21 protein-coding genes are annotated in these 23784 nt (G+C 63.1%); 13 read left to right on the top strand and 8 right to left on the bottom strand.

What is annotated here, in order from left to right:
• Positions 1 to 2: 2 nt before the first annotated feature.
• From FD715_RS14770 to FD715_RS14760, 3 genes are all read right to left on the bottom strand, one after another.
• Positions 3 to 1892, bottom strand: coding sequence for an AMP-binding protein (locus tag FD715_RS14770; RefSeq protein WP_147111233.1), 1890 nt, complete (start codon positions 1890 to 1892; stop codon positions 3 to 5).
• A gap of 85 nt (positions 1893 to 1977) precedes the next feature.
• Positions 1978 to 2238 (bottom strand): hypothetical protein, encoded by a 261-nt coding sequence (locus FD715_RS14765; protein WP_147111230.1) that lies wholly within the window; start codon positions 2236 to 2238, stop codon positions 1978 to 1980.
• 93 nt (positions 2239 to 2331) lie between these two features.
• A complete protein-coding gene (locus FD715_RS14760; RefSeq protein WP_147111228.1) occupies positions 2332 to 4605 on the bottom strand; it encodes an NADP-dependent malic enzyme in 2274 nt (757 codons plus the stop codon).
• 191 nt (positions 4606 to 4796) lie between these two features.
• Here FD715_RS14760 and FD715_RS14755 point away from each other — a divergent pair, with 191 nt between their 5' ends.
• The 6 genes from FD715_RS14755 to FD715_RS14730 all read left to right on the top strand — a co-directional run bounded on the left by FD715_RS14755 (position 4797) and on the right by FD715_RS14730 (position 11025).
• Entirely contained in the window at positions 4797 to 5882 is a 1086-nt protein-coding gene (locus tag FD715_RS14755; protein WP_147111225.1) for a cupin domain-containing protein, read from the top strand.
• Positions 5883 to 5952: 70 nt separating this feature from the next.
• Positions 5953 to 6351 (top strand): cytidine deaminase, encoded by a 399-nt coding sequence (locus FD715_RS14750; RefSeq protein WP_147111222.1) that lies wholly within the window; start codon positions 5953 to 5955, stop codon positions 6349 to 6351.
• Positions 6348 to 7655 (top strand): thymidine phosphorylase, encoded by a 1308-nt coding sequence (locus tag FD715_RS14745; RefSeq protein WP_147111219.1) that lies wholly within the window; start codon positions 6348 to 6350, stop codon positions 7653 to 7655. The genes FD715_RS14750 and FD715_RS14745 overlap by 4 nt, the downstream gene beginning before the upstream one ends.
• Positions 7655 to 8824: a phosphopentomutase gene (locus FD715_RS14740; protein WP_147111215.1), complete on the top strand. Its 1170-nt coding sequence runs from the start codon at positions 7655 to 7657 to the stop codon at positions 8822 to 8824. The genes FD715_RS14745 and FD715_RS14740 overlap by 1 nt, the downstream gene beginning before the upstream one ends.
• Positions 8825 to 8971: 147 nt before the next feature.
• The gene (gene upp, locus FD715_RS14735; RefSeq protein WP_147111212.1) at positions 8972 to 9604 is read left to right on the top strand and encodes a uracil phosphoribosyltransferase; all 633 of its coding nucleotides are present in this window, start codon (positions 8972 to 8974) and stop codon (positions 9602 to 9604) included.
• 125 nt (positions 9605 to 9729) lie between these two features.
• Positions 9730 to 11025 (top strand): SPOR domain-containing protein, encoded by a 1296-nt coding sequence (locus FD715_RS14730; RefSeq protein ID WP_223274896.1) that lies wholly within the window; start codon positions 9730 to 9732, stop codon positions 11023 to 11025.
• Positions 11026 to 11028: 3 nt separating this feature from the next.
• On the opposite strand, the gene FD715_RS14725 is transcribed toward FD715_RS14730, so the two are convergent.
• A complete protein-coding gene (locus FD715_RS14725; RefSeq protein WP_147111209.1) occupies positions 11029 to 12045 on the bottom strand; it encodes a hypothetical protein in 1017 nt (338 codons plus the stop codon).
• Positions 12046 to 12211: 166 nt separating this feature from the next.
• Between FD715_RS14725 and FD715_RS14720 the strand changes: the two genes are divergently transcribed.
• From FD715_RS14720 to FD715_RS14710, 3 genes are read left to right on the top strand one after another with little or no spacing between them, the layout of a single operon-like run.
• Complete coding sequence (locus FD715_RS14720; protein WP_147111206.1) at positions 12212 to 12679, top strand: hypothetical protein; 468 nt, start codon at positions 12212 to 12214, stop codon at positions 12677 to 12679.
• A gap of 2 nt (positions 12680 to 12681) precedes the next feature.
• Positions 12682 to 13248 carry a hypothetical protein gene (locus tag FD715_RS14715; protein WP_147111203.1) on the top strand — a complete coding sequence of 189 codons (567 nt, stop codon included), beginning with the start codon at positions 12682 to 12684 and terminating at the stop codon, positions 13246 to 13248.
• Between the two features lies 1 nt (position 13249).
• Positions 13250 to 13813 carry an SCO family protein gene (locus FD715_RS14710; protein ID WP_147111200.1) on the top strand — a complete coding sequence of 188 codons (564 nt, stop codon included), beginning with the start codon at positions 13250 to 13252 and terminating at the stop codon, positions 13811 to 13813.
• A 3-nt stretch (positions 13814 to 13816) separates the two neighbouring features.
• Here FD715_RS14710 and FD715_RS14705 read toward each other — a convergent pair whose 3' ends face one another.
• On the bottom strand, positions 13817 to 14578 hold the full coding sequence (locus FD715_RS14705; RefSeq protein ID WP_147111196.1) for an NAD kinase: 762 nt from the start codon (positions 14576 to 14578) through the stop codon (positions 13817 to 13819).
• Between the two features lie 182 nt (positions 14579 to 14760).
• Between FD715_RS14705 and glyA the strand changes: the two genes are divergently transcribed.
• A complete protein-coding gene (gene glyA / locus FD715_RS14700; RefSeq protein WP_147111192.1) occupies positions 14761 to 16056 on the top strand; it encodes a serine hydroxymethyltransferase in 1296 nt (431 codons plus the stop codon).
• Between the two features lie 18 nt (positions 16057 to 16074).
• Here the strand turns inward: glyA and FD715_RS14695 are convergent, their stop codons facing one another.
• Positions 16075 to 17031, bottom strand: coding sequence for an NAD(P)H-binding protein (locus FD715_RS14695; protein WP_147111579.1), 957 nt, complete (start codon positions 17029 to 17031; stop codon positions 16075 to 16077).
• A 51-nt stretch (positions 17032 to 17082) separates the two neighbouring features.
• Positions 17083 to 17457: a hypothetical protein gene (locus FD715_RS14690; RefSeq protein WP_147111190.1), complete on the bottom strand. Its 375-nt coding sequence runs from the start codon at positions 17455 to 17457 to the stop codon at positions 17083 to 17085.
• Positions 17458 to 17533: 76 nt separating this feature from the next.
• Here FD715_RS14690 and FD715_RS14685 point away from each other — a divergent pair, with 76 nt between their 5' ends.
• Together FD715_RS14685 and FD715_RS14680 are read left to right on the top strand one after the other, a co-directional pair.
• Positions 17534 to 18298 carry an alpha/beta fold hydrolase gene (locus tag FD715_RS14685; RefSeq protein WP_147111187.1) on the top strand — a complete coding sequence of 255 codons (765 nt, stop codon included), beginning with the start codon at positions 17534 to 17536 and terminating at the stop codon, positions 18296 to 18298.
• Between the two features lie 65 nt (positions 18299 to 18363).
• On the top strand, positions 18364 to 19608 hold the full coding sequence (locus tag FD715_RS14680) for a cyclopropane-fatty-acyl-phospholipid synthase family protein (protein ID WP_147111184.1): 1245 nt from the start codon (positions 18364 to 18366) through the stop codon (positions 19606 to 19608).
• Here FD715_RS14680 and FD715_RS14675 read toward each other — a convergent pair.
• Entirely contained in the window at positions 19605 to 20276 is a 672-nt protein-coding gene (locus tag FD715_RS14675) for an HAD-IA family hydrolase (RefSeq protein ID WP_147111180.1), read from the bottom strand. The two genes, FD715_RS14680 and FD715_RS14675, sit on opposite strands and share 4 nt — an antisense overlap.
• Positions 20277 to 20449: 173 nt before the next feature.
• On the opposite strand from FD715_RS14675, the gene carB reads away from it, so the two are divergent.
• Positions 20450 to 23782 (top strand): carbamoyl-phosphate synthase large subunit, encoded by a 3333-nt coding sequence (gene carB, locus FD715_RS14670; protein WP_147111177.1) that lies wholly within the window; start codon positions 20450 to 20452, stop codon positions 23780 to 23782.
• Positions 23783 to 23784 lie beyond the last annotated feature (2 nt).

Raw genomic sequence — 23784 nt, 5'->3', positions numbered from 1 at the left:
GCCTAGCCCTTGGCGTAGCCGATGGTTTGCAGCGCGTCCTTGATCTCGTCCAGGATGGCCGGGTCATCTATGGTGGCTGGCATCTTGAATGTCTCGCTGTCTGCAATTTTCACGACGGTGCCGCGCAGGATCTTGCCGGAGCGTGTCTTGGGCAGGCGGTCCACCACAACCGCCTGTTTGAAGGCGGCAACCGGCCCGATCTGATCGCGGACGCGTTTGACGCATTCTGCGACGATCTCGTCATGGGCGCGGTTCACGCCGGTGGTCAGGCAGAGAAGGCCCACGGGGCTTTGCCCCTTGAGCTGGTCGGTGACGCCGACGACCGCGCATTCGGCAACATCCGGGTGACCTGCGAGAACTTCCTCCATCGCGCCGGTGGACAGCCGGTGGCCTGCCACGTTGATGACGTCATCGGTGCGCGCCATGATGTAGAGGTAGCCGTCCTCGTCCATCATGCCCGCATCGCCCGTCTCGTAATAGCCGGGGAAGGTGTGGAGGTAGGATTTGATGAAGCGATCTTCGGCATTCCACAGCGTCGGCAGCGTGCCCGGCGGCAGCGGCAGTTTGACCGCGATGGCGCCCAACTCGCCGGGGGCAACGGGGTGGCCCGCATCATCGAGGATTTGGACGTCATAGCCGGGCATCGCAACGGTGGGGGAGCCGACTTTTACCGGCAGCGCTTCGAGCCCTGCGGGGTTGCCCGCGATGGTGTAGCCCGTTTCGGTCTGCCACCAGTGGTCATAGACCGGCACGCCGAGCATGTCCTGCGCCCATTCGATGGTGTCGGGGTCGGCGCGTTCGCCCGCGAGGTAGAGCGCGCGCAGGCCCGACAGGTCGTATTTGGCGCGGTATTCGCCTTTGGGGTCTTCGCGCTTTACGGCACGGATCGCGGTGGGCGCGGTGAAGAAGGATTTGACGTCGTGCTCTTCGATCACGCGCCAGAAGGTGCCCGCGTCGGGGGTGCCGACCGGTTTGCCTTCGAACACGATGGTTGTGTTGCCGTGAATGAGCGGCGCGTAGCAAATGTAGGAGTGGCCGACGACCCAGCCGACGTCGGAGGCGGCCCAGAACACCTCGCCCGGGTTCATCTGGTAGATGTTTTTCATCGTCCAGTTCAGCGCCACAAGGTGGCCTGCGGTGGCCCGCACGACGCCCTTTGGCGCGCCGGTGGTGCCGGAGGTGTAGAGGATGTAGGCTGGGTGGTTGCCCGGAACGGGGACGCAGTCGGCAGGGGTGACGCCCTCTTGAGCGGCGTTCCAGTCCACGTCGCGGGGGCCGAGGTCGCAGGGGCATTGGTCGCGCTGAAGGATCACGCAAACATCGGGTGTGTGGGAGGCCAGGTCGATGGCGCCGTCGAGGAGCGGCTTGTATTCGACCGTGCGCCCCGGTTCGAGACCGCAGGACGCGGCGATGATCGCCTTGGGCGTGCAATCGTCGATGCGCACAGCCAGTTCATTTGCCGCAAAGCCACCAAACACGACCGAATGGATCGCCCCGATGCGGGCGCAGGCGAGCATGGCGACGAGCGCTTCGGGCACCATGGGCATATAGATGATGACCCGGTCACCCATAGTGACGCCCTGGGCGACGAGCGCCCCCGCGAGGGACGCGACCTGGGTCTGCAGCTCCGCATAGGAGGTTTTGGATTTTGCGCCGGTGATCGGGCTGTCGTAGATGATGGCGGTCTGGTCGCCCCGGCCCGCCTTGACATGACGGTCGACGGCGTTCCAGCACGTGTTCACCTCGGCATCGGCAAACCATTCATAGAGGTTCTCGCCCCGCTGGCTGAGCGCCTCGGACGGTGCCTTGGACCAGTCGATGGCCTGCGCTGCCTGCATCCACCATCCTTCGGGGTCCGCTTTCCAGCTGTCATATTCCGCGCGATAGCCCATGGCCCATACTCCCTTTGCGTCTTGGGACAAAGGGTTACGCGGGGATCGGGGCAAGGGGCAAGTCCCTTGCGACCCGATAGCGCCATCAGACCCCGCTGTCGGTCCGGTTGCGGCGTTCGCGGATGGCCTGAACGCAATCGCGGTCATCGGTGGCGGAGCATGTGACGCGTGTCGCCCCCACGACGATCGTGCGCCGCGAGAAGGTGTTGTCGCCGGTTTGCAGGACACGGGTGGTCGCGGGGAACGTCCGGTTGTCGAAGTTGAACGTGCCGCGTTCTTCGGACACGACCTGCGCGCATGCGGAAAGTGCCATGAGTGCGGCCGACGACAGAAGGAGGATTTTCATGTGAGCGCTTCCTTTGAGTTGGAGGGGTGTGCGTGAACCGCAGGCCAAAAATAGGACTGCGCCGCCGCTCCTCCAACTCACAGGTCGATCACATTATCCGTAGTGCGCCACCGGCGTGCCCGCCACAGCCGACATGTTCAGAAGGCCGCGCGCCGTGATGGAGGGGGATACGATATGGGCGCGGTTGCCCATGCCCATGAGGATCGGGCCCACTTCCAGCCCACCGCCCTTCATCTTGAGAATGTTGCGTACGCCCGAGGCTGCGTCGGCATGGGCGAAGACCAGAACGTTCGCTGCCCCCTCCATCCGGTTGCCTGGAAAGAGGCGGTTGCGCAGCTCGGGATCAAGTGCGGTGTCGATGTTCATCTCGCCCTCGTAGCAGAAGTCGTGGCCTTGCGCGTCGAGCATGCGGATCGCTTCGCGCAGGCGCCAGCCGGAGCCGTCGCCCTGGTTGCCGAACTGGCTTTGCGAGCAGAATGCGATCTGCGGTTCGATCCCGAAACGGCGCACGTGGCGGGCAGCACCCACTGCGATCTCGGCGATCTGGTCGGGCTCCGGGTGCAGGTGCACCTGGGTGTCAGCCACAAAGAGCGGTCCGTCTTCGAGGATCATCATGCTGAGCGCGCCGACCGGATTATAGCTATCGCGACCAAGGACTTGAGTGACGTAGTTCAGGTGCCACCTGAACTCTCCAAACGTGCCGCAAATCAGGCTGTCCGCTTCCTCGCGGTGGACCATTACGGCACCGATGGCGGTGGAATTGGTGCGCATGATCGCGCGCGCGATGTCGGGCGAAACACCGCGACGGCACATCAATTCGTGATAGGTGCCCCAGTAGTCGCGATAGCGCGGGTCGTTTTCCGGGTTCACCAGATCGACCGTATCGCCGATCCGGATGGTCAACCCGGCGCGGGCGATACGCGCCTCGATCACCTCGGGCCGTCCGATCAGGATGGGGCGTTCGGTGGTTTCCTCGACCATGGCCTGGGCGGCGCGCAGCACGCGTTCGTCCTCGCCCTCGGCAAAGACGATGCGCCGGGCTTTGGCGCGTGCAGCTTCGAAGACGGGGCGCATCAGGAGCGCGGACTTGAAGACCGAGCCATCGAGCGAGGTTTTGTAGGCGTCGAGGTCAGCGATGGGGCGCTGTGCGACGCCCGTCTCCATCGCAGCCTTGGCCACCGCAGAACTGACCACACCCACAAGGCGCGGATCGAAGGGTTTGGGGATCAGGTATTCGGGACCGAAATTCAGCTGCTCGCCTTGGTAGGCGGCGGCCGCTTCGGCGCTCGTCGTGGCACGGGCAAGTGCTGCGATCCCGTCGATACAGGCCAGTTGCATCGCGTCGTTGATGGTCGTGGCGCCCACGTCGAGCGCGCCGCGGAAGATGAAGGGGAAGCACAGGACGTTGTTGACCTGGTTGGGAAAGTCGCTGCGACCCGTGGCGATGATCGCGTCCGGGGCCACGCTGCGTGCATCGTCGGGCAGGATTTCGGGCGTGGGGTTGGCGAGGGCAAAGATTATGGGCTGTTCGGACATCTTGGCCACGTGATCGGGTGTCAGGACGCCGGGTCCGGAGAGGCCGAGGAACAGATCCGCGCCGTCAATCACATCGTCGAGCGTGCGTTTGTCCGTGGTTTGGGCGAAGGCGGCCTTGGCCGGGTTCATGTCTTCGGCCCGACCCTCGTAGACGAGGCCGTGGATGTCGCAAAGCCAGATGTTTTCGCGTTTGACCCCCAGTTTCAGCAGCATATTCAGGCAGGCGATGCCCGCCGCGCCGCCGCCTGTGCTGACGATCTTGATATCTTCGAAGCTCTTGCCCGCCACGTGCAGCGCGTTCTTGGCCGCCGCCCCTACGACGATGGCAGTGCCGTGCTGGTCGTCGTGGAAAACGGGGATGTTCATACGCTCGCGGCACAATTTTTCGACGACAAAGCAATCGGGGGCCTTGATGTCTTCGAGGTTGATGGCGCCGAAGGTGGGTTCGAGCGCGCAGACGATGTCGGCCAGTCGTTCGGGATCGCTTTCGTTCACTTCGATGTCGAAACAGTCGATGGAGGCGAATTTCTTGAAGAGCACCGCCTTGCCTTCCATCACCGGCTTTGACGCCAGCGCACCGATGTTGCCGAGGCCAAGGACGGCTGAGCCGTTGGAGACCACCGCCACAAGGTTGCCGCGCGCGGTGTAACGAGCAGCGTTGGCGGGGTCGTCCTTGATCTCGAGGCAGGCTTCGGCCACGCCGGGGGAGTAGGCGCGCGCGAGGTCGCGGCCGTTGGCCATGGGTTTCGTTGCGCGGATTTCGAGTTTTCCAGGCTTGGGGAATTCGTGGTAAGCGAGTGCTGCGTCCCGCAGGTTCGGTGTGTCGGACATGGTTCCCCCCAAAGGTGTTCGGAATTTGGTTTAGCGTTAAACTATTTCTGCGCGTCCGCCAATTGACGTTTGGTCACATGGACAACCTTGATCCAAAGGCGCGCGCGGCGCACGACATTTATCAGGGGGCTCTGCCCCCGTTGCATTCGCAACGCCCCTGGAGTTTATTTGGCAAAGTGAAGGGGATCGGCATGGCTGACATTCAGGCTGAAATACGGTTGCCAACGCAGGATCTGCGCGACGACATTCCGTTTTTCACCAATGTGTTGGGGATGCGAATGGATATGATCTATCCGGCGGATGATCCGTCTGTTGCGGTTTTCTCAGGCCATGGAGTACGGGTGCGGATCGAGGCCGGCGCCAGTGAGCCGCCGGGGACGTTGCGCATATTGACGGACGATCCGGATGAGTTTGCGGACGGGGCGCGGGAGTTGGTTGCGCCCAATGGGACGCGGGTTGAGATTGACATGCTCAATCCGCCGATGGTCATGCCGGAAACGGTACACAGCTTTGTAATGCGGCGCTTGGCCGATCAGGCGCCCTGGATCATTGGCCGGGCGGGAATGCACTACCGTGACCTGATCCCTGACCGCCTGGGCGGGTCCATTATTGCCAGCCACATTCGTATTCCCGATGGCGGGCCCGTGCCCGACATGGTGCATTATCATACGGTCGGGTTTCAGCTGATCTTCTGTTATCGGGGCTGGGTCGATCTGGTCTACGAGGATCAGGGGGAGCCCTTTCGGCTGGAGGCCGGGTGCTGCGTGATCCAGCCGCCCGAGATCCGGCACCGGGTTCTTTATGCCAGCGACAATATCGAGGTGATCGAGATTGGGGTGCCTGCAGAGCATGTAACCACCATTGATCATGAGATGGAGCTGCCCAATGGCCCTGCGCGTCCCGAGCGGCGGTTTCAGGGGCAGCGCTTTGTCCATCACAAGGTGGATGAGGCCGTTTGGGGGCCGTTTCGTGTGCCGGGGTTTGCGGCGCGGGACACCGGAGTTTCTGAAGGAACGCAGGGTGTTGCTGGCGTGACCGTCGCGCGTCGGGCCGCAGGTGAGCCGGTCTGGTCCGTGCATGACAGTGACATTCTGTTCACTTTTGTCATGGAGGGGTCGATGACCCTTGAGGGTGAGGGCCGCGCGCCCTTTGCTCTGGTCGCGGGCGATGCGTTCGTGGTGCCGCCGGGGATGGCGACGCGCTATGCCGATCTGTCGGATGACATTGAGCTGCTGGAGGTGTCCTTGCCCGGTGTTTTTGCCACCGAGATGCGGTAGCCAGGCTGTTTATGCAGTGGTCAAGCTGTACCCCTTTGGCTAGGGTCGAGGTCCGGAATCGAGGGTGGTTATGGACGAGCTCAAAGCAGCGGCGCTGAAGGTGCGGGACAACGCGCACGCGCCCTATTCGAATTTCAAGGTGGGGGCTGCGCTGCGCGCGGGCGACGGCACTGTGTTTGTCGGTTGCAACGTCGAAAACGTGGCCTACCCAGAAGGCACCTGTGCGGAAGCCGGGGCGATTGCGGCCATGGTGGCGGCGGGACAGGACCGAATTCTTGAGGCCTATGTGGTGGCGGGCAGTCCGATGCCCGTGACGCCCTGCGGTGGCTGCCGTCAGAAGCTGGCCGAATTCGGCGCGGGCGATGTGCGTGTCACCATGGCGACAACCGGGGGCGTGGAGCAGGTGATGACCCTGGCCGAACTGCTGCCCGGTGCGTTTGGTGCGGCCCATATGGACGGCGATACATGAACGACGCACGGTCGATTATCGCCAAGCTGCGCCAGCGGCAGACGCCGCCGCGTGATGCCTTGGCGTGGTTTGCCCAAGGCCTGGCGGATGGGTCTGTGACGGACGCACAGGCCGGTGCCTTTGCCATGGCAGTGTGCCTGAACGGATTGGGCGACGTGGGCCGGGTGGCCCTGACCATTGCCATGCGCGACAGTGGTCAGGTGCTGGAATGGGATGTTGATGGGCCTGTTCTGGACAAGCATTCGACGGGCGGTGTGGGGGATTGCGTGAGCCTGATCCTGGCCCCTGCCCTCGCGGCCTGCGGTGCCTATGTGCCGATGATTTCAGGGCGCGGGCTGGGCCATACGGGCGGCACGCTGGACAAGCTGGACGCTATTCCGGGCGTGTCCACGCAATTGAGCGAGCGGCGGCTGAGGGACGTGATGGCACGGGCGGGCTGCGCCATTGTCGGTGCCACGGCGACCGTGGCCCCGGCCGACAAGCGGCTCTACGCGATCCGCGATGTCACGGCGACGGTCGAGAGCATGGACCTGATCACGGCGTCCATCCTGTCCAAGAAGCTCGCCGCCGGGCTCGACGGGCTGGTGCTGGATGTGAAGGTGGGCTCGGGCGCGTTTATGAAGGACGCGGGCGATGCGCGCGCGCTGGCCGATGCGCTGGTCAAGACCGCCAACGCCGCAGGGTGCAAGACCACGGCCCTGATCACCGACATGTCGCAACCGCTGGCCCCTGCCTTGGGCAACGCGTTGGAGGTGGCGGAGGTGATGCAGGTGCTGACCGGCGCGGTGAAAGGGCCGCTGGTCGACATCTCTGCCGCTTTGGGCGGTGTGCTTTTGGCGAACGGCGGGCTGGCCAAGGATGTGCAGAGCGGCGCCGACGCGATCGTTGCGGCCATCGCCGACGGACGTGCGGCAGAGCGGTTTGCAACAATGATCACGGCCATGGGCGGGCCAATGCAGTTTACCCAGAACTGGTCACGCTTTTTGCCCGAAGCCACTGTCATTCGCGAGATCACGGCGCGGGAGCCGGGCTATGTCAGCGCGATTGATGGTGAGGCGCTGGGTCTGGCCGTCGTGGACCTTGGCGGCGGTCGGAAGGTCGAAAGTGATGTGATCAATCCCTCTGTCGGCCTGTCAGATGTTCAGCGACTGGGGACCAAATTGTCGAAAGGAGAACCGCTCTGCGTTGTGCATGCCGCGCGACCCGTCGATGCAGACCGGGCGGAAGCGGCTGTGCGCGCTGCCATCACCATTGACGCAAAGCCGCCCGCGGTGCCGGACCTGATTGCGGAACGGATCGGCTGATGGCGCGCGCGTTCTTTGTCGTCATGGATTCCGTCGGAATCGGCGGCGCGCCGGATGCGGGGGAGTACTTCAATGGCGATGTGCCGGATACCGGCGCCAATACGCTGGGTCACATCGCGGAGGCCTGTGCCGCTGGTCAGGCGGAGGATGGGCGCAGCGGGCCGCTGGCCGTGCCGCATCTTGAGGCGCTGGGGCTGTTCGATGCGATGGCTCTTGCCAACAGTGAGCATGTGACGCCGGGTCCTTGGGGTGCAGCAACAGAAGTGTCTCGGGGCAAGGATACGCCGTCCGGGCACTGGGAATTGGCCGGTGTGCCGGTGCCGTGGGACTGGCACTATTTCCCGGATGAGACACCCGCATTCCCCGACCACGTGGTCGAGGCGGTGTGCGCGGCGGCGGGCAGCGATGGAATCCTCGGCAATTGCCATGCTTCAGGCACGACGATCATCAGCGCGTTGGGGGCCGAACATGTCCGGAGCGGGCAGCCCATCTGCTATACATCCGCCGACAGTGTGTTTCAGATCGCGGCACATGAGGTGCATTTCGGGCTGCAGCGGCTTTTGGACCTGTGCCAAGCCGTGGCGCCAATACTGCACGAGATGCGCGTGGGTCGGGTGATCGCGCGGCCTTTTGTCGGCGAAGACTGCGCGTTCGAGCGGACCGGGAACCGCCGTGACTTTGCCATCACGCCCCCCGCACCCATCCTGACGAATTGGGTGCAGGATGGGGGACACCGCGTCTACGGCGTGGGCAAGGTGGGCGACATCTTTTCCATGCAAGGCTTTGACGAGGTGCGCAAAGGGCCGGATGCCGACCTGATGGCGCATCTGTCGGATCTGGTGGATGAGGCGGAGGATGGCAGCCTGACCTTTGCGAATTTCGTGGAATTCGACAGTCTGTACGGCCATCGTCGGGATGTGTCGGGCTATGCCCGCCATCTGGAATGGTTCGATGCTCAGATCGGTCGTTTGATACCGCGGCTGCGGGAGGGCGACCTGCTGGTTTTGACCGCAGATCATGGCAATGACCCGATCTGGGTCGGCACCGACCACACCCGCGAAAGGGTGCCGGTGCTCGTCCATGGCGGAGATGGCGCGCCGCTGGGGTTGATCGGGTTTCAGGATGTGGCCCATCTGGTGGCGCGGCATTTGGGCGTGTCACCAGAATGAGCGCCTGACGGCGCACGCGACTTTTTTGCGCTACCGCGCGTTTGGGCGCTGCCCCAAACCCCGAAGTGTTTTCAGCCAGAAGAAACGGGGATTGTTCCCAGGCGCGCCGCATTGCAGAAGTGGGGGGCGTTTGAAGGAGCCTCTGCCATGTCCGATCATCTGACCGTCGTTGACCACCCGCTTGTCCAGCACAAGCTGACCATCATGCGTGACAAGGATACGCCGACTGCGGTGTTCCGGCAGCTCTTGCGCGAAATTTCGCAACTGCTGGCCTATGAGGTGACGCGCGGTTTGCCTATGACGACCAAGCGGATTGACACCCCCATGCAGGCGATGGATGCGCCGACGCTGGATGGCAAGAAGCTGGCGCTGATTTCAATCCTGCGGGCAGGCAACGGGCTGCTGGACGGGGTCCTGGAGCTGATCCCCTCGGCACGGGTCGGGTTTGTCGGGCTGTACCGGGATGAAAAGACGCTCCAGCCGGTCGAGTATTACTTCAAGGTGCCTGAAGCGCTTGAGGATCGGTTGGTGATCGCCGTTGATCCGATGCTGGCCACTGGCAACTCCTCCGCCGCGGCCATCGACAAGTTGAAGCAGGCGGGGGCCACCAATATTCGGTTCCTGTGCCTTTTGGCGGCGCCCGAGGGAATCGCGCGGATGAAGGAGGCGCATCCGGACGTGCCCATCGTCACAGCTGCGGTGGACGACAAGCTGAACGATATCGGCTACATCGTTCCGGGCCTCGGGGATGCCGGGGATCGGATGTTTGGCACCAAATAGCGGGGATCGCCGCTTTACTCAGGGTCGGGGTTGAGGCATCGTGCCTCCCATATCTTGTGGGGGATATGATGAGTTTTACCAGAATTGCAGCTGTGGCTGCGTGTGTTGCGTCCCTTTCCGTTGGCATGGGTGAGGCACAATCCTTGCGGAATGCGCAGGCCCCGGCGGAGTTTCCGCCCGCCTCGTTCAACGGAACCCAATATGTCGACAGCCGGGGCTGTGTATTCATCCGAGCAGGCATTGACGGCAATGTCACCTGGGTGCCGCGCGTTAACCGGCAGCGCCAGTTGATTTGCGGCCAGACGCCAAGCCTGTCTGCCAACGCCGCCGCTGCGGCCCGCGCGACCCCGACCCAGACGACGCAAGGCACGCCAGAGCTGATCACGGTCACGCCGCCGGCCAACGCGACACAAACGGCTGATGCCGCACCTGACCCGCAACCCACCGTTCGGACGACCCGACCGGCGGCAACCGCAGCGCCGGCGCCGCAGCCCGCACCGCGCGTGGTTGTGCGCCGTCCCGCGACTGCGGCACCTGCGCCAGTTGTGCGCCGCGTCACGACGCCGCCTGCGCCCGCGCGGCCAGCGGCTTCGCAAAGCGCACCTCGTACGGTGATCGCGCAGCGTGCGGCACCCTCCTGCGAGGGGGCGTCGCCCGTCAGCTCGCGCTATATCAATTCCGGTCAGCACGGGCCTGTGCGCTGCGGTCCTCAGCAGGTTGCGCGGCAAGGATCTGCGGCGATTGGGCCAGAAACACGGGTTGTGCCACGACATGTTTACGAACAGCGCACTTTGCAGCGTGCGGCGCGCGTGCCCGAAGGATATGTGCCCGTGTGGAAGGATGACCGCCTGAACCCGCGCCGGGCCGAACAGTCGCTGAACGGGATTGCGCAGACGCGCCTGGTCTGGACCCAAACGGTTCCTCGCCGTCTGATCGAGCGGAGCACAGGGCGCGATGTGACGGCCACGGTGCCGTTGGTCTACCCCTATACCGATGTCGCGACGCAAGAGCGCAATCTGGGCACCGTCACCTTGGTTCGCCGCAACGGGCAGGTGATGAAGCGCGTGCAGCGCAAGCCATCAGCAGCGGCCCGGACACCCGTCGTTTCGACCCGGTCGGCACCGGCCCCAGTGGTCCAAGCACCGACACGGGCAGCGCCACAGACCGCGGTCCAAGCACCAAGCACCGCGGCGCAAGGCAGCTATGTTCAGGTCGGGACATTTGGCGTGCGCGCGAACGCCCAAGCGGCGGCGCAACGGATTGCCAATGCCGGTCTGCCGGCCCGGATCGGGCGGGTGACGCGCGGTGGCAAGTCCTATCAGGTTGTGCTGGCGGGGCCGTTCGCCTCGTCCGCGGATCTGTCGCGCGGGCTGCAGCGCAGCCGTGCTATGGGCTTTTCGGACGCGTTTGTGCGCAAATAGCAGCTAGCTTTCGCAGACGGCCTGAAGCTGTAGCCAATCCCGGTCTGGCATGATCGGGGCTGGCGTTTGACCGGCCATCGGATCGGCTTCGATCAGGGCCAGCGTTGCCTCGCCAGAAATATCGCGCGCGCGCGCGTAAGGCGTGCTGCGAATGCCTGCCGCCTCGAAGAGAGGAAGAAGCGTATCGACGGGCACCTCGGTCGCGAGACGCGAAAGCTGGTCCTCGGCATAGTCCTCAAGCGCGTGGGTGGGCAATGATCCCGTGGTGAGCAGCGTGCCCGTGGCGCGCGGACCTGCATGTTCGAGCACTTTTCGCAGGGGCCTCGTGTCCATGCTGCGCGCTTGCTCGACAAGGATGTATCCGGCAGCGACATCCGGCTCTTCGTAATCCTCGACCAGCGCGCGGTTCAGCAACACGGTGCCGCCCGGCAGCGACAGCGCCTCGCGCACGCCTCCGGGCAGGATGACGACGCGGGCCGCCCCGGTCCGCCCGGCCAGCGCGACAAGGCCCGGCCGCGCTTCGATGCTGCTGCAGGGTTGGCCCGACACCCGTTCGATATGGGCAAGAAGCGCTGTCCCGATCTCGGCCTCCTTGACCGCGGGCACAACGCGGATGGCGTGATCCACCAACGCCCCCGGCAGCCAGAAGATGGCCAGGGCCGCGACGGCGGAGATAGAAATAGCGGCCCCCAGCCATCGCAGGCGGCCGGGTTTCGGGCGGGACCGCGCAACAGCCCGCCGCAGCGTGTCGATGGCGTCGATCATCGCCGCCTCGTCCGGGCCAAACTCCAGGACCTCATCGGGATCACCATCAGGATGATACGCCGCGCCGCCCTTGTCCGGAGCCTCGCCCTTTTCGACGGCTGCCAGCGACCAATGAGTGATCGCGCGATCGTTCAGGTCGGAAATCACGAGGGTTGCATCACCGACAGACACGATCACCTCACGTCGCTGCGCATCGCTTGATGCGCGCCAGAGGCCCGTCGCTTCGAGCCGGTCATATTTGCTGAGTGCGGTCATACCTGTGGGTCTGCGGGCTTTGGTTGTGCCTCTTTCGTGGGCAGAACGGTATCAGACCCGCACGCCCGCGCCAAGCGATCACAAAAGTGCTTACGGGAAAAGCGTGATTTGACCCAAGCGCATGCTGCGTGTCAGCGTCAGGTGAAAGGCGTTTTGGAAAGGCTGCATGATGCGATCATTCATTTTTGGCGCGCTGGCTGCGCTCGCCCTGCCCGTGGCAGGTCAGGCGGCAGAGGGCACGCGCATTCAGGTAACCGGCGAAATCATTGACACGTGGTGCTATTTCTCAGGCGTCATGGGCAGCCCGGATGCCGTTGTGGGATCAGCGCATCACACCTGCGCGCTGTGGTGCAGCGCAGGGGGTATTCCCGTGGGCCTGCTGGCCGAGGACGGCACGGTCTACATGGTGCTGAAGGTTGGCGAGGACGATCAGACCGCAGGCGGCGACGGCATTCTGAAGCTGGCGGCCCATACGGTTGAAGCCGACGGCACGCTTTATGAACGTGACGGGTTGAACTACATCGTTGTGAACGCGGTCGTTTCTGATCTGGATATCACCAATCAGAACCACGACGACTATGGCAATGTACCCCCATTCTCGATCCCCGCTTCCGCGAAGCCGCAAGGAGACTGAGCATGCTGAAGCATTTGACAGCGATCTGCGCATTGGTTGCCACACCTTTGATGGCGCAGGACTTTTCAGAAGGGTCGGAGGCGCGCAGCTGGAACCTTTATGCCGAGGTGCCCGCCACATTCGAAGCGACGGTCGTCGACCTGATCTGTGAGTTCACAGGCGATTGCCCCGACGATTGCGGTGCTGGCAAACGGCAGCTTGGTCTGATCCGCACCGCTGATGACGTATTGATCTTGCCGATGAAAAACAGCCAGCCCGCCTTTACCGGTGCCGCAGTCGAGTTGCAGCCGTTTTGCAACCAGACGATCACCGTTGACGGACTGATGCTGGAGGATCCGGAACTGGGCGCCAACAACGTCTATCTGGTGCAGACCATCGTGCCGCCGGGCGGTGGCGAAAAGATCAAGGCAAACCAGTGGACCAAGACCTGGGCCAAAGAACATCCGGAGGCCGAGGGAAAAGGCCCGTGGTTCCGCCGCGACCCGAGTGTCACCGCGATCATCGAAGAGGAAGGCTATCTGGGATTGGGCCAGGAGCTGGACAAAGCCTGGATTGCGGAGAATTTCTGAGATGTGGCGCGCTCTTGTGACCGCGTTCTCGGTGGTGGTTGGGATGCCTGCCGCAGGCCAAAGCCCGTTCCCTGTAGATATCGGCGGGCCCTATGAACTGCTGGACCAGTTTGGTGAGGTGAGGACGGAAGCCGACCCCGACGGTAAGTACCAGCTTGTGTTCTTTGGATACGCCAACTGCCTGAACATCTGTTCGGCAGCGATGCCCCTGATGGCACAGGTGGTCGATGATCTGGGGCAGGACGGGATCGCTGTCACCCCGGTGATGATCACGGTGGCCCCTGATCAGGACCGGGTGGAGACGATGGGTGCGCCGCTGGGCGAAATACATCCGGATTTCATCGGCCTGACCGGCGATGCAGACGCTTTGCAGGCTGCCTATGACGCCTTCAAGGTCGAGGTTGAGCCGCTTTTTGAGGATCCGGAATACGGGTGGATCTATTCGCATGGCAGCTTTGTGCATCTGCTGAACGCGGATGGCGCGCTGCTGACGCTGTTGCCGCCCGTGCTGGACGTCGGTCAGGTCACCAAGATTGCAAAAACATACATAAGCCCGCAGGACTAAGGCTCAGTTGAATTGTTCCGAGATCAGCCGCTCTTCCAGCCCGTGACCGGGGTCGAAAAGGATGCGGTGCACGATGGAGGGGTCGGATTCGATCTCGACCGACGACACGTTCGCGAAGGAGCGCGAGTCCGCCTCGGCCATCACCGGGCGCTTGTCGCCTTCGAGCACGTCGAAGCGAACCTTGGCCATCTTGGGCAGCAATGCGCCACGCCAGCGCCGGGGGCGGAAGGCGGCCACGGCCGTGAGGGCCAGCACGTCCGATCCGATGGGCAGGACCGGCCCGTGGGCCGAATAGTTGTAGGCGGTTGAGCCCGCAGGCGTTGAGACCAGCGCACCGTCACATACCAATTCATCCATGCGCAGCCGTCCGTCGACGGTGATCCGCAACTTGGCCGCTTGCGGACCCGCGCGCAGGAGGGAGACCTCATTGATCGCAAGCGCCTTGTGGCTTTGTCCTTCGGGTGTGCTGGCCGTCATTGAGAGTGGGTTCAACTCCGCCTCTTCCGCAGCTTCCAGTCGGGTGACCAGGTCCGACTCGCCGTATTCGTTCATCAGAAAGCCGATCGTGCCGCGGTTCATGCCATAGACTGGGGCATTGAGGTGCTGGCTGCTGTGCAGGGTCTGCAACATGAACCCGTCCCCGCCCAGCGCCACGATTACGTCGGCCTGGGCCGGGTCCGCATCGCCATAGCGCCCGATCAGCGCGGCCCGCGCGGTCTGTGCCACCGGCGCGCGGCTGGCGGCAAAGGCGATCTTGAGGGACATTTCAGTTTCCTATGGCGTGCGTTCTGCGCCGAAAGAACCATATCTTTTCGCCCCTTACCAGCGCGCAGGACGCTTTGTCGCTGGCGGCGCGCGTTTGGTCGGGATACATCCTTTGATCAAAGAGCCGGTTTCCGATAGGAAACGGCAACCCAAATCGACTCAGTCCATGCAGGAGAGTTCATATGAATGCGCCCCATCGCACCGACGGCTTTTTCACCCAATCCCTCGCCGACCGTGATCCCGAGCTGTTCGGCTCGATCCGGGATGAGCTGGGCCGCCAGCGGGACGAGATCGAACTGATCGCCTCCGAAAACATCGTCTCTGCCGCCGTGCTGGAGGCGCAGGGCTCGGTGATGACCAACAAATACGCCGAGGGCTATCCGGGTCGCCGCTACTACGGCGGTTGCCACTTTGTTGACGTGGCCGAGAACCTGGCCATCGAGCGCGCCAAGCAACTCTTCAACTGCGGCTTTGCCAATGTGCAGCCGAACTCCGGGAGCCAAGCGAACCAGGGTGTGTTCCAGGCGCTGCTACAACCGGGCGACACGATCCTCGGCATGTCGCTGGATGCCGGTGGCCACCTGACCCACGGGGCCAAGCCCAACCAGTCGGGCAAGTGGTTCAATGCGGTCCAGTACGGCGTGCGCCGCGACACGTTGGACATCGACTATGACCAGATCGAAGCGCTGGCGTTGGAGCACAAGCCACAGATGATCATTGCCGGTGGTTCCGCCATCCCGCGCGTCATCGACTTTGCCCGCATTCGCGAGATCGCCGACAAGGTCAGCGCATGGGTGCTGGCCGACGTCGCTCACTTTGCCGGACTTATTGCAGCCGGTGAGTACCCCAACCCGTTCCCGCATGTGCATGTGGCAACGACCACCACACACAAAACCCTGCGCGGCCCGCGCGGCGGCATGATCCTGACGAATGACGAAGCGCTCGCCAAGAAATTCAACTCGGCCATCTTCCCCGGCATCCAGGGCGGTCCGCTCATGCATGTGATTGCCGCCAAAGCCGTGGCCTTTGGCGAAGCGCTCGACCCGTCCTTCAAACTGTACCAACAACAAGTGATCAAGAACGCACAGGCGCTGGCAGATCAACTGCACAAAGGCGGGCTCGACACCGTGACCCACGGCACCGACACCCATGTGATGCTGGTGGACCTGCGGCCCAAGGGCGTGAAGGGCAACGCAACCGAGAAGGCCCTGGGCCGCGCGCACATCACCTGCAACAAGAACGGCGTGCCGTTTGATGATGAAAAGCCGATGATCACGTCGGGCATCCGTCTTGGATCACCCGCCGGAACCACGCGTGGGTTTGGTGAGCAGGAATTCCGCCAAATCGGAGACTGGATCATCGAAGTGGTTGATGGGCTGGCCGCAAACGGCGAGGACAACAACGGCGCGGTCGAGGCGAAGGTGAAGGCAGAAGTGTCCGCGCTCTGCGCCCGCTTCCCGATGTACCCAAACTTGTAAAGACCAGCGTCGGGGGTCTCAGAACACGCTGTGATCCCCGCGTTCCACGACCGCTTCGCCCCGCAGGACGGCGGCGTAGTAATCAAACAACGTGTCCGTCCCGGTGATCGGTGTCGCATCGCGGTCATAGGCGCCAGTATCCGGGTTCAGTGCCAACATCGACTCGGTCGCATAATAATGACCGATGCGCGCGAATTCCGCCTTGCCCGCCAGCGGCGGTACGATCCGACTAACGGCCCCGAGGCTGCCCGCGATCAGGCCCATCATGCCAATTGGGACGTGTTTGAACCTGGGCGTTTGACCCGACAGATCAAACAGCTTTTGCCCCATCGCCCGCGGCGTCAGGGCAGGCCCCGGTCCGCCAATAGGCAGGATCCGATTACAGCGGTCGGGTGTGTTCAAACACTCGGCCAGATACACCCCGAGGTCGCGGTCGCTGAGGGGCGTGCACGCGGTCAGCTCTCCGTTTCCGAAAAGCAGGTAGGGCTTGCCTTGCTGCACGCGCGCGATCTGGCCCGCGAGCGACTTGAAGTAGGCCGTCGGGCGCACAATCGAATAGGTCAGACCGGAGGCCATCAGCGCCGCCTCGGCCTTGAGCTTGGCGTGCTGGAAGGCGAGCCACGGTTTTTGGACGCAAATGGCAGACAAGAGCACCATCCGGGGCGTTCCTGCCGCCCTTGCCGCTTCGATGATGTTGACCGTTGCACGATGATCAATGGCCCAGGCGTCCTGCGGCGCGCCCGTGCGCGAGGCCAGACAGGAGACGACCGCGTCAAACGGGATGTCGCCAAATGCGTCGTTTTGGACGGATACCGGGTCAGTCACATCGCCATAGCGCAGCAAGGCGCCGGATATATTCGACGGCGTCCCGGCACGTTTGCGCACAAAGCAGGTGACGTCATGGCCGCGCGCGATCAGCGCGGCGGTGGTGGCACGGCCAATCGTGCCTGTCGCGCCAAAGACGAGAATGCGCATCGACTTCCGTGCAGGCGCCGCGTCTGCGCTCAAAACAGCTTGATCCTGTGTTCAGACATGCCCGGTCCACCACATCCAAACGACAACGCCCGCTATGATCAGGAGGATGTTGAACGCCACGGCACCTGCGATGCCCAGCCAGAAGCCCTTGCGCTGGTCTGCCCGGTCTATGCCCTTGAGGTATGTCACCACGCGGTCCTCGGCCGCGGCCAGCGCGGCACCGTCGACCTGCCGCATCAGCTTGGGGTGGCCGCCAAGGCCTTGCGCGTCGACGATCCTGCGCGCCTCGGCATGCAAACGCCGCGGCAACCGGCGGCCCGTCTTGCGCAGAGACGCATCAAGCGTCTTGCCGCCCACGCCAAATGCCGCATTCAGGGCGGCTTGCACGCGGTCTGCGCGACCTTGGAGACTGTCCTGGGTTTCCATGCCGTTTTCTACCGTGGTGCCGTGTGCTTCTCAATGCCTCTGGAAGAGGCCGTGCGATGCGGATAAGCGTGCGGGCATGCTGAGCTATTCCGAACATGGGGAGGCCAACGGCACCCCCCTTCTGATCGTGCACGGCCTTTACGGGTCGGGACGGAACTGGGGTGTGATCGCCAAGCGTCTGGCCGACACGCGCCGTGTGATCACGGTCGATATGCGCAACCATGGGCACAGCTTCTGGTCAGACGATCATGGCTACGCCGATCTGGCGGGCGATCTGGCGGAAGTCATCGACACACTGGGCGGGCCGATGGACGTCGTGGGCCATTCGATGGGCGGCAAGGCCTCCATGATGCTGGCACTGTCGCGCCCGGATGCGGTGCAGCGGCTGGTCGTCGGCGATATTGCGCCGGTCGGATACAGCCACAGCCAGATGGAATTTATCGACGCGATGCGGGCCGTGGATCTGAGCACCATAACCCGGCGGTCGGATGCACAGGCACAGCTTGCAGCCCAGGGCATCGACCCGGCATTGTGCAGTTTTCTGACCCAGTCGCTCGACGTGGCAGAGCGGCGGTGGCGCCTGAACCTGGATGCTTTGGCGGCCAACATGCCTGCGATCCTTGGCTTTCCCGAGGTGACCGGCCAGTTCGAAGGCCCGACCCTTTTCCTGTCGGGCGGTCAGAGTGATTACGTGAGACCAGACCACCGCCCCACCATACGCGCCCTGTTTCCCGCTGCCCGTTTTGTCAAAATTCCAAAGGCCGGGCATTGGCTGCATGCGGACGATCCGCGGGCATTCGAGGGCACCGTGCGCGCCTATCTGGACGCCACGGCCGCCTGACCCTTGACGTAACCCCAGCGCCCGCCCCAAAATTTTATGGTGGGAAAGACTGCAAGGGTGCGATCATGTGGGAGACGCTGCTTGACCGATTTCTGACCGGTATGATGGTCGAGGACCGTCTGAGCCTGACATATCCGGGCGGAACAACGCGGGACTACGGCCCCGATACGGGCGCCGCGGCGCATTTGCAGATTTCCGACACCGCCACGTTGCGCGCGCTGATCCTGAACCCCGATCTGGGCCTGGGCGAAGGGTACATGCATGGCACCATCGTGCCGCGCAATTGCACCTTGGACGACGCCCTGACCGTGATCGTGCGCAACCGATTCAAGGGACACATCCCACCCTGGGTCGTGCTTGCCAACCGCGCCCGTTTTCAAATGCGCCGCTTTATCCAGAAGAATGCGCCCAGCGCGTCGCGCAAGAACGTGGCCCATCACTACGACATTTCGGACGATCTCTATCGCCTCTTTCTGGATGCGGACATGCAGTACTCCTGCGCCTATTTCCGCGATGACGCCATGACGCTGGAAGAGGCGCAGACGGCAAAAAAGGCGCATATCGCGGGCAAGCTGTGTCTGGAACCGGGGATGCGCGTGCTGGACATCGGCTGCGGCTGGGGTGGGATGGCGCTGACGCTGGCGCGCGATTATGGCTGTCAGGTCACCGGTATCACGCTGAGCGAGAACCAGTTGGCAACGGCACGCAAGCGGGCCGAGGACGCAGGACTGTCAGGGCAGATCGAATTTCGCCTGCAAGACTACCGGCATACGACAGGCACCTTTGACCGGATCGTGTCGGTGGGCATGCTGGAGCATGTGGGCGTGCCGAATTTCGACACCTATTTCGGCCGTGTCGCCGACCTGTTGGATCCGGATGGCGTGGTGCTGATCCACACCATCGGCCGGTCGGCTCCGCCGATGGCGCATTCGTCCTGGATCAACAAGTACATCTTTCCGGGCGGCTATGTACCGTCTTTGTCCGAACTGGCGCCCGCGATGGAGCGGTCGGGCCTGTGGCAGTCTGATATCGAGGTGTGGCGCCTGCACTACGCCAAAACTATCCGTCACTGGCGCGATCGGTTCGAGGCTCATGTGGACGACATCAGGCAGACATATGACGACCGATTTGTCCGCATGTTCCGCTACTACCTGACGGTCTGCATCATCGCGTTCGAACAGCAGATGCAGGCCGTATATCACCTGCAATTGGCGCATCGGCGCGATGCGGTGCCTCTGACGCGCGACTACCTTTACGCCGCACGCCCAACGGTCGCGACTGCGACCATGCGCCAGACCGAAGACGCTTAGGCGGCGACCGCTGCCGCGCGCAGAATCGATACGTGCGGGGTCTCGATCATTTCCACACCGTCACCGAACGACCGACCGCGCGCTTGTTCGCCCGGATACCCCAGCGTGCGGATCCCTGCAGCAACGGCGGCCTGCGCGCTTTCCGGCGTATCCTCGATGGCGAGGGCGGCGTTGGCGGTGACGTCCAATTGGCGCAGCGCCTCGTTGTAGATGTCAGGCGCGGGCTTCGTCCGAGCTGCGATTGTGCGGTCACCGATGAAGTCGAACACCGACGGATCAATCACAGATTCGAGCCCCTTGAGCAGGGCAGCGACCTGGCGCGGATCGGTTGCGGTGACAAAACCGATCTTCATCTGCTGAAGCCGCGCCTCTGAAATCAGATCCGCAATGCCGCGTCGCAGATCCACGCCGTCCACAAGCACAGTCTCGAAAGCGTCCAACTTAGCCTCGTAAATTGCGTCGATATCCACCTCGACCGCCTGTGCCTTGGCGTAATAATTCAGGCGCGCCTTGCCGCCCGGCACTTCGAGCAGCGCGCGATACGTCTCGTCGTCCCAATGCCAATCAATCTCGTTCAACTCGAATGCGGTATTGAAGGCGCGACGTTGGATGTCGGATGTTTCGGCCAGAACGCCAATAGATCCCAAAAGCAGTGCAGAATAGGCCATGTTCGATCTTCCCCTGTGACTGGTTGTGGTGGCGCACGTTCGGGAAACTGTGGCGATGGACAAAGAGTTCCACCCCACACCGCAGATTTACGGCAGCAAGGCCCGCACGCCCTCTTGCACCTTCTTGCGCCATCCCTATAAGGCAGGACAATTTGCACATTTGGGGGGCCAAGATGCCAAAGCGTACCGACATCAAGTCGATCATGATCATCGGCGCGGGCCCCATTGTGATCGGGCAAGCCTGCGAGTTCGACTATTCCGGTGCACAAGCCTGCAAGGCCCTGCGCGAAGAAGGATACCGGGTTATCCTGGTCAACTCGAACCCCGCCACGATCATGACCGACCCCGGGCTAGCCGATGCGACCTATATCGAGCCGATCACGCCCGAGGTTGTCGCCAAGATCATCGAGAAAGAGCGCCCCGACGCGCTGCTGCCCACCATGGGCGGGCAGACCGGGTTGAACACATCCCTCAGTCTCGAAGAAATGGGTGTGCTGGAAAAATTCGGGGTCGAGATGATCGGCGCCAAGCGGGACGCCATCGAGATGGCCGAGGACCGCAAGCTGTTCCGCGAAGCGATGGACCGGCTGGGCATCGAAAACCCGCGCGCAACAATCGTCACCGCCCCCAAGGATGACAAGGGCAACAAGGACCTGGCCGCCGGTGTTGCGCTGGCGATGGAAACCTTGGAAGAGATCGGCCTGCCAGCCATCATCCGGCCCGCATTCACATTGGGTGGGACAGGCGGCGGCGTCGCCTACAACCGAGAGGACTACGAGGCGATCTGCCGGTCGGGCATGGATGCCTCACCCGTGGGCCAGATCCTGGTGGACGAGTCCCTGCTGGGCTGGAAGGAATACGAGATGGAGGTGGTGCGCGACACCGCCGACAATGCCATCATCGTCTGTTCCATCGAAAACGTAGACCCGATGGGCGTGCACACGGGCGACTCGATCACCGTGGCCCCTGCCCTGACGCTGACCGACAAAGAATACCAGATCATGCGCAACCACAGCATCGCCGTGCTGCGCGAGATCGGGGTGGAGACCGGCGGGTCGAACGTGCAATGGGCCATCAACCCCGAAGACGGGCGCATGGTGGTGATCGAAATGAACCCGCGCGTGTCACGGTCCTCGGCGCTTGCATCAAAGGCCACAGGCTTCCCCATCGCCAAGATCGCGGCGAAACTGGCGGTGGGATACACACTTGATGAGTTGGACAACGACATCACCAAGGTCACGCCCGCCTCGTTTGAGCCGACGATTGACTATGTCGTCACCAAGATCCCCAAATTCGCGTTCGAAAAGTTCCCCGGCTCCGAAGCATCGCTGACAACGGCCATGAAGTCGGTGGGCGAGGTCATGGCGATTGGGCGGACGTTCCACGAGTCGCTGCAAAAGGCGATGGCGTCGATGGAATCGGGCCTTGTGGGCCTCGATGACATCGACATTCCCGGCGCGCCGGACAAGGCCGCAGTGGTCAAAGCGATCTCGGCCCAGACACCGGACCGGCTGCGCCTGATCGCGCAGGCCATGCGGCACGGGTTGAGCGACGATGAGATTTTCGGAGCGACCAAGTTCGACCCGTGGTTCCTGGCCCGCATCCGCGAAATCATCGACGCCGAAGCGCGGGTGCGCGATGCCGGATTGCCAGTGACAGAGGAAGGTCTGCGCGCGCTCAAAATGATGGGCTTTACCGATGCCCGGCTGGGCCAGTTGACCCGGCGGGACGAGGACCAGATCCGCCGCGCGCGTGAGAACCTGGGCGTACGTGCGGTCTTCAAACGCATCGACACGTGTGCGGCCGAGTTCGAGGCGCAGACGCCCTACATGTACTCAACATATGAAACGCCCGTGTTCGGCGACGTCGAATGCGAAGCACGCCCGTCTGACCGCAAGAAGGTCGTGATCCTCGGCGGCGGCCCCAACCGGATCGGCCAGGGGATCGAATTCGACTATTGCTGCTGTCACGCCTGCTTTGCCCTGACCGACGCGGGCTACGAGACGATCATGATCAACTGCAACCCGGAAACGGTCAGCACCGATTATGACACCTCAGATCGGCTGTACTTTGAGCCGCTGACATTCGAACACGTGATGGAGATCCTGCGGGTCGAGCAGGACAACGGCACGCTGCACGGCGTCATCGTTCAATTCGGTGGTCAGACGCCCCTCAAGCTGGCCAACGCGCTTGAGGATGCAGGTATCCCGATCCTCGGCACCACGCCGGATGCCATTGACCTTGCCGAAGATCGTGAGCGCTTCCAAGCGCTCGTGAACGATCTGGGCCTCAAGCAGCCCAAAAACGGGATTGCACACTCGGACGCTGAAGCGCTTGAAATCGCCGGCGATATTGGCTTCCCCCTGGTGATCCGCCCGTCCTATGTCCTTGGCGGTCGCGCCATGGAGATCGTGCGGGATCAAGCAAGCCTTGAGCGGTACATCTCGGAGGCCGTGGTCGTGTCGGGCGACAGCCCGGTGTTGCTGGACTGCTATCTGGCCGGTGCGGTCGAACTTGACGTCGACGCCCTGTGCGATGGCAGCGACGTGCATGTCGCGGGCATCATGCAGCACATCGAAGAGGCAGGCGTACACTCGGGCGACAGCGCCTGTTCCCTGCCCCCGTATTCGCTGCCATCTGACGTGATTGCAGAGATCGAGACCCAGACCCATGCTTTGGCCAAGGCGCTGAACGTGGTCGGCCTGATGAACGTGCAATTTGCGATCCAGGGCGACGACATCTACCTGATCGAAGTGAACCCGCGCGCGTCGCGCACCGTGCCGTTCGTGGCGAAATCCACCGACAGTGCCATTGCATCCATCGCCGCCCGCGTGATGGCGGGTGAGCCGCTGTCTAACTTTCCGCAACGACCGCCCTATGACGCGGACGCAAGCTATGACAGCGTGTTGCCCCTGGCCGATCCCATGACGCTAGCCGATCCGAACATGCCGTGGTTCTCGGTCAAAGAGGCGGTGCTGCCCTTCGCCCGGTTCCCCGGCGTCGATACGATCCTTGGCCCCGAAATGCGGTCAACAGGTGAGGTTATGGGCTGGGACCGCACCTTTGGCCGCGCCTTCCTAAAGGCGCAGATGGGCGCCGGGATGGTGTTGCCGAACGCGGGCTGCACCTTCATCTCGATCAAGGATATGGATAAGACACCGCAAATGCTGGACGCCGCGCATATCCTGCACGGGCTTGGCTTTACGGCTGTCGCAACGCGCGGAACGGCCGCCTGGCTGGAACAAAACGGTGTACCCTGCGGTATCGTGAACAAGGTGTACGAGGGGCGTCCAGATGTCACCGACATGATGAAGGACGATGGCATCCAGCTTGTCTTCAACACCACCGAAGGCGCGCAGGCGGTCGAGGACAGCAAATCCATCCGCGCCATCGCGCTTTATGACAAGATCCCATACTTCACCACGGCGGCAGGCGCTTACGCGGCCGCACTGGCCATCCGTGAACAGGCCATGGGCGACGTGGGTGTCAAAGCACTGCAGGGCTGACT

It is taken from the genome of Tateyamaria sp. syn59, assembly GCF_007995245.1.
In the GTDB taxonomy this organism is placed as follows: domain Bacteria; phylum Pseudomonadota; class Alphaproteobacteria; order Rhodobacterales; family Rhodobacteraceae; genus Tateyamaria.
Note: the sequence above shows the minus strand (reverse complement) of the source record. Positions and strands in the feature narration are given on the sequence as shown.

Coding starts and splice junctions, on each gene's coding strand:
- FD715_RS14770 (WP_147111233.1), bottom strand. CDS start 1,892: ATGGGCTATCGCGCGGAATATGACAGCTGGAAAGCGGACCCCGAAGGA.
- FD715_RS14765 (WP_147111230.1), bottom strand. CDS start 2,238: ATGAAAATCCTCCTTCTGTCGTCGGCCGCACTCATGGCACTTTCCGCA.
- FD715_RS14760 (WP_147111228.1), bottom strand. CDS start 4,605: ATGTCCGACACACCGAACCTGCGGGACGCAGCACTCGCTTACCACGAA.
- FD715_RS14755 (WP_147111225.1), top strand. CDS start 4,797: ATGGCTGACATTCAGGCTGAAATACGGTTGCCAACGCAGGATCTGCGC.
- FD715_RS14750 (WP_147111222.1), top strand. CDS start 5,953: ATGGACGAGCTCAAAGCAGCGGCGCTGAAGGTGCGGGACAACGCGCAC.
- FD715_RS14745 (WP_147111219.1), top strand. CDS start 6,348: ATGAACGACGCACGGTCGATTATCGCCAAGCTGCGCCAGCGGCAGACG.
- FD715_RS14740 (WP_147111215.1), top strand. CDS start 7,655: ATGGCGCGCGCGTTCTTTGTCGTCATGGATTCCGTCGGAATCGGCGGC.
- upp (WP_147111212.1), top strand. CDS start 8,972: ATGTCCGATCATCTGACCGTCGTTGACCACCCGCTTGTCCAGCACAAG.
- FD715_RS14730 (WP_223274896.1), top strand. CDS start 9,730: ATGGGTGAGGCACAATCCTTGCGGAATGCGCAGGCCCCGGCGGAGTTT.
- FD715_RS14725 (WP_147111209.1), bottom strand. CDS start 12,045: ATGACCGCACTCAGCAAATATGACCGGCTCGAAGCGACGGGCCTCTGG.
- FD715_RS14720 (WP_147111206.1), top strand. CDS start 12,212: ATGATGCGATCATTCATTTTTGGCGCGCTGGCTGCGCTCGCCCTGCCC.
- FD715_RS14715 (WP_147111203.1), top strand. CDS start 12,682: ATGCTGAAGCATTTGACAGCGATCTGCGCATTGGTTGCCACACCTTTG.
- FD715_RS14710 (WP_147111200.1), top strand. CDS start 13,250: ATGTGGCGCGCTCTTGTGACCGCGTTCTCGGTGGTGGTTGGGATGCCT.
- FD715_RS14705 (WP_147111196.1), bottom strand. CDS start 14,578: ATGTCCCTCAAGATCGCCTTTGCCGCCAGCCGCGCGCCGGTGGCACAG.
- glyA (WP_147111192.1), top strand. CDS start 14,761: ATGAATGCGCCCCATCGCACCGACGGCTTTTTCACCCAATCCCTCGCC.
- FD715_RS14695 (WP_147111579.1), bottom strand. CDS start 17,031: ATGCGCATTCTCGTCTTTGGCGCGACAGGCACGATTGGCCGTGCCACC.
- FD715_RS14690 (WP_147111190.1), bottom strand. CDS start 17,457: ATGGAAACCCAGGACAGTCTCCAAGGTCGCGCAGACCGCGTGCAAGCC.
- FD715_RS14685 (WP_147111187.1), top strand. CDS start 17,534: ATGCTGAGCTATTCCGAACATGGGGAGGCCAACGGCACCCCCCTTCTG.
- FD715_RS14680 (WP_147111184.1), top strand. CDS start 18,364: ATGTGGGAGACGCTGCTTGACCGATTTCTGACCGGTATGATGGTCGAG.
- FD715_RS14675 (WP_147111180.1), bottom strand. CDS start 20,276: ATGGCCTATTCTGCACTGCTTTTGGGATCTATTGGCGTTCTGGCCGAA.
- carB (WP_147111177.1), top strand. CDS start 20,450: ATGCCAAAGCGTACCGACATCAAGTCGATCATGATCATCGGCGCGGGC.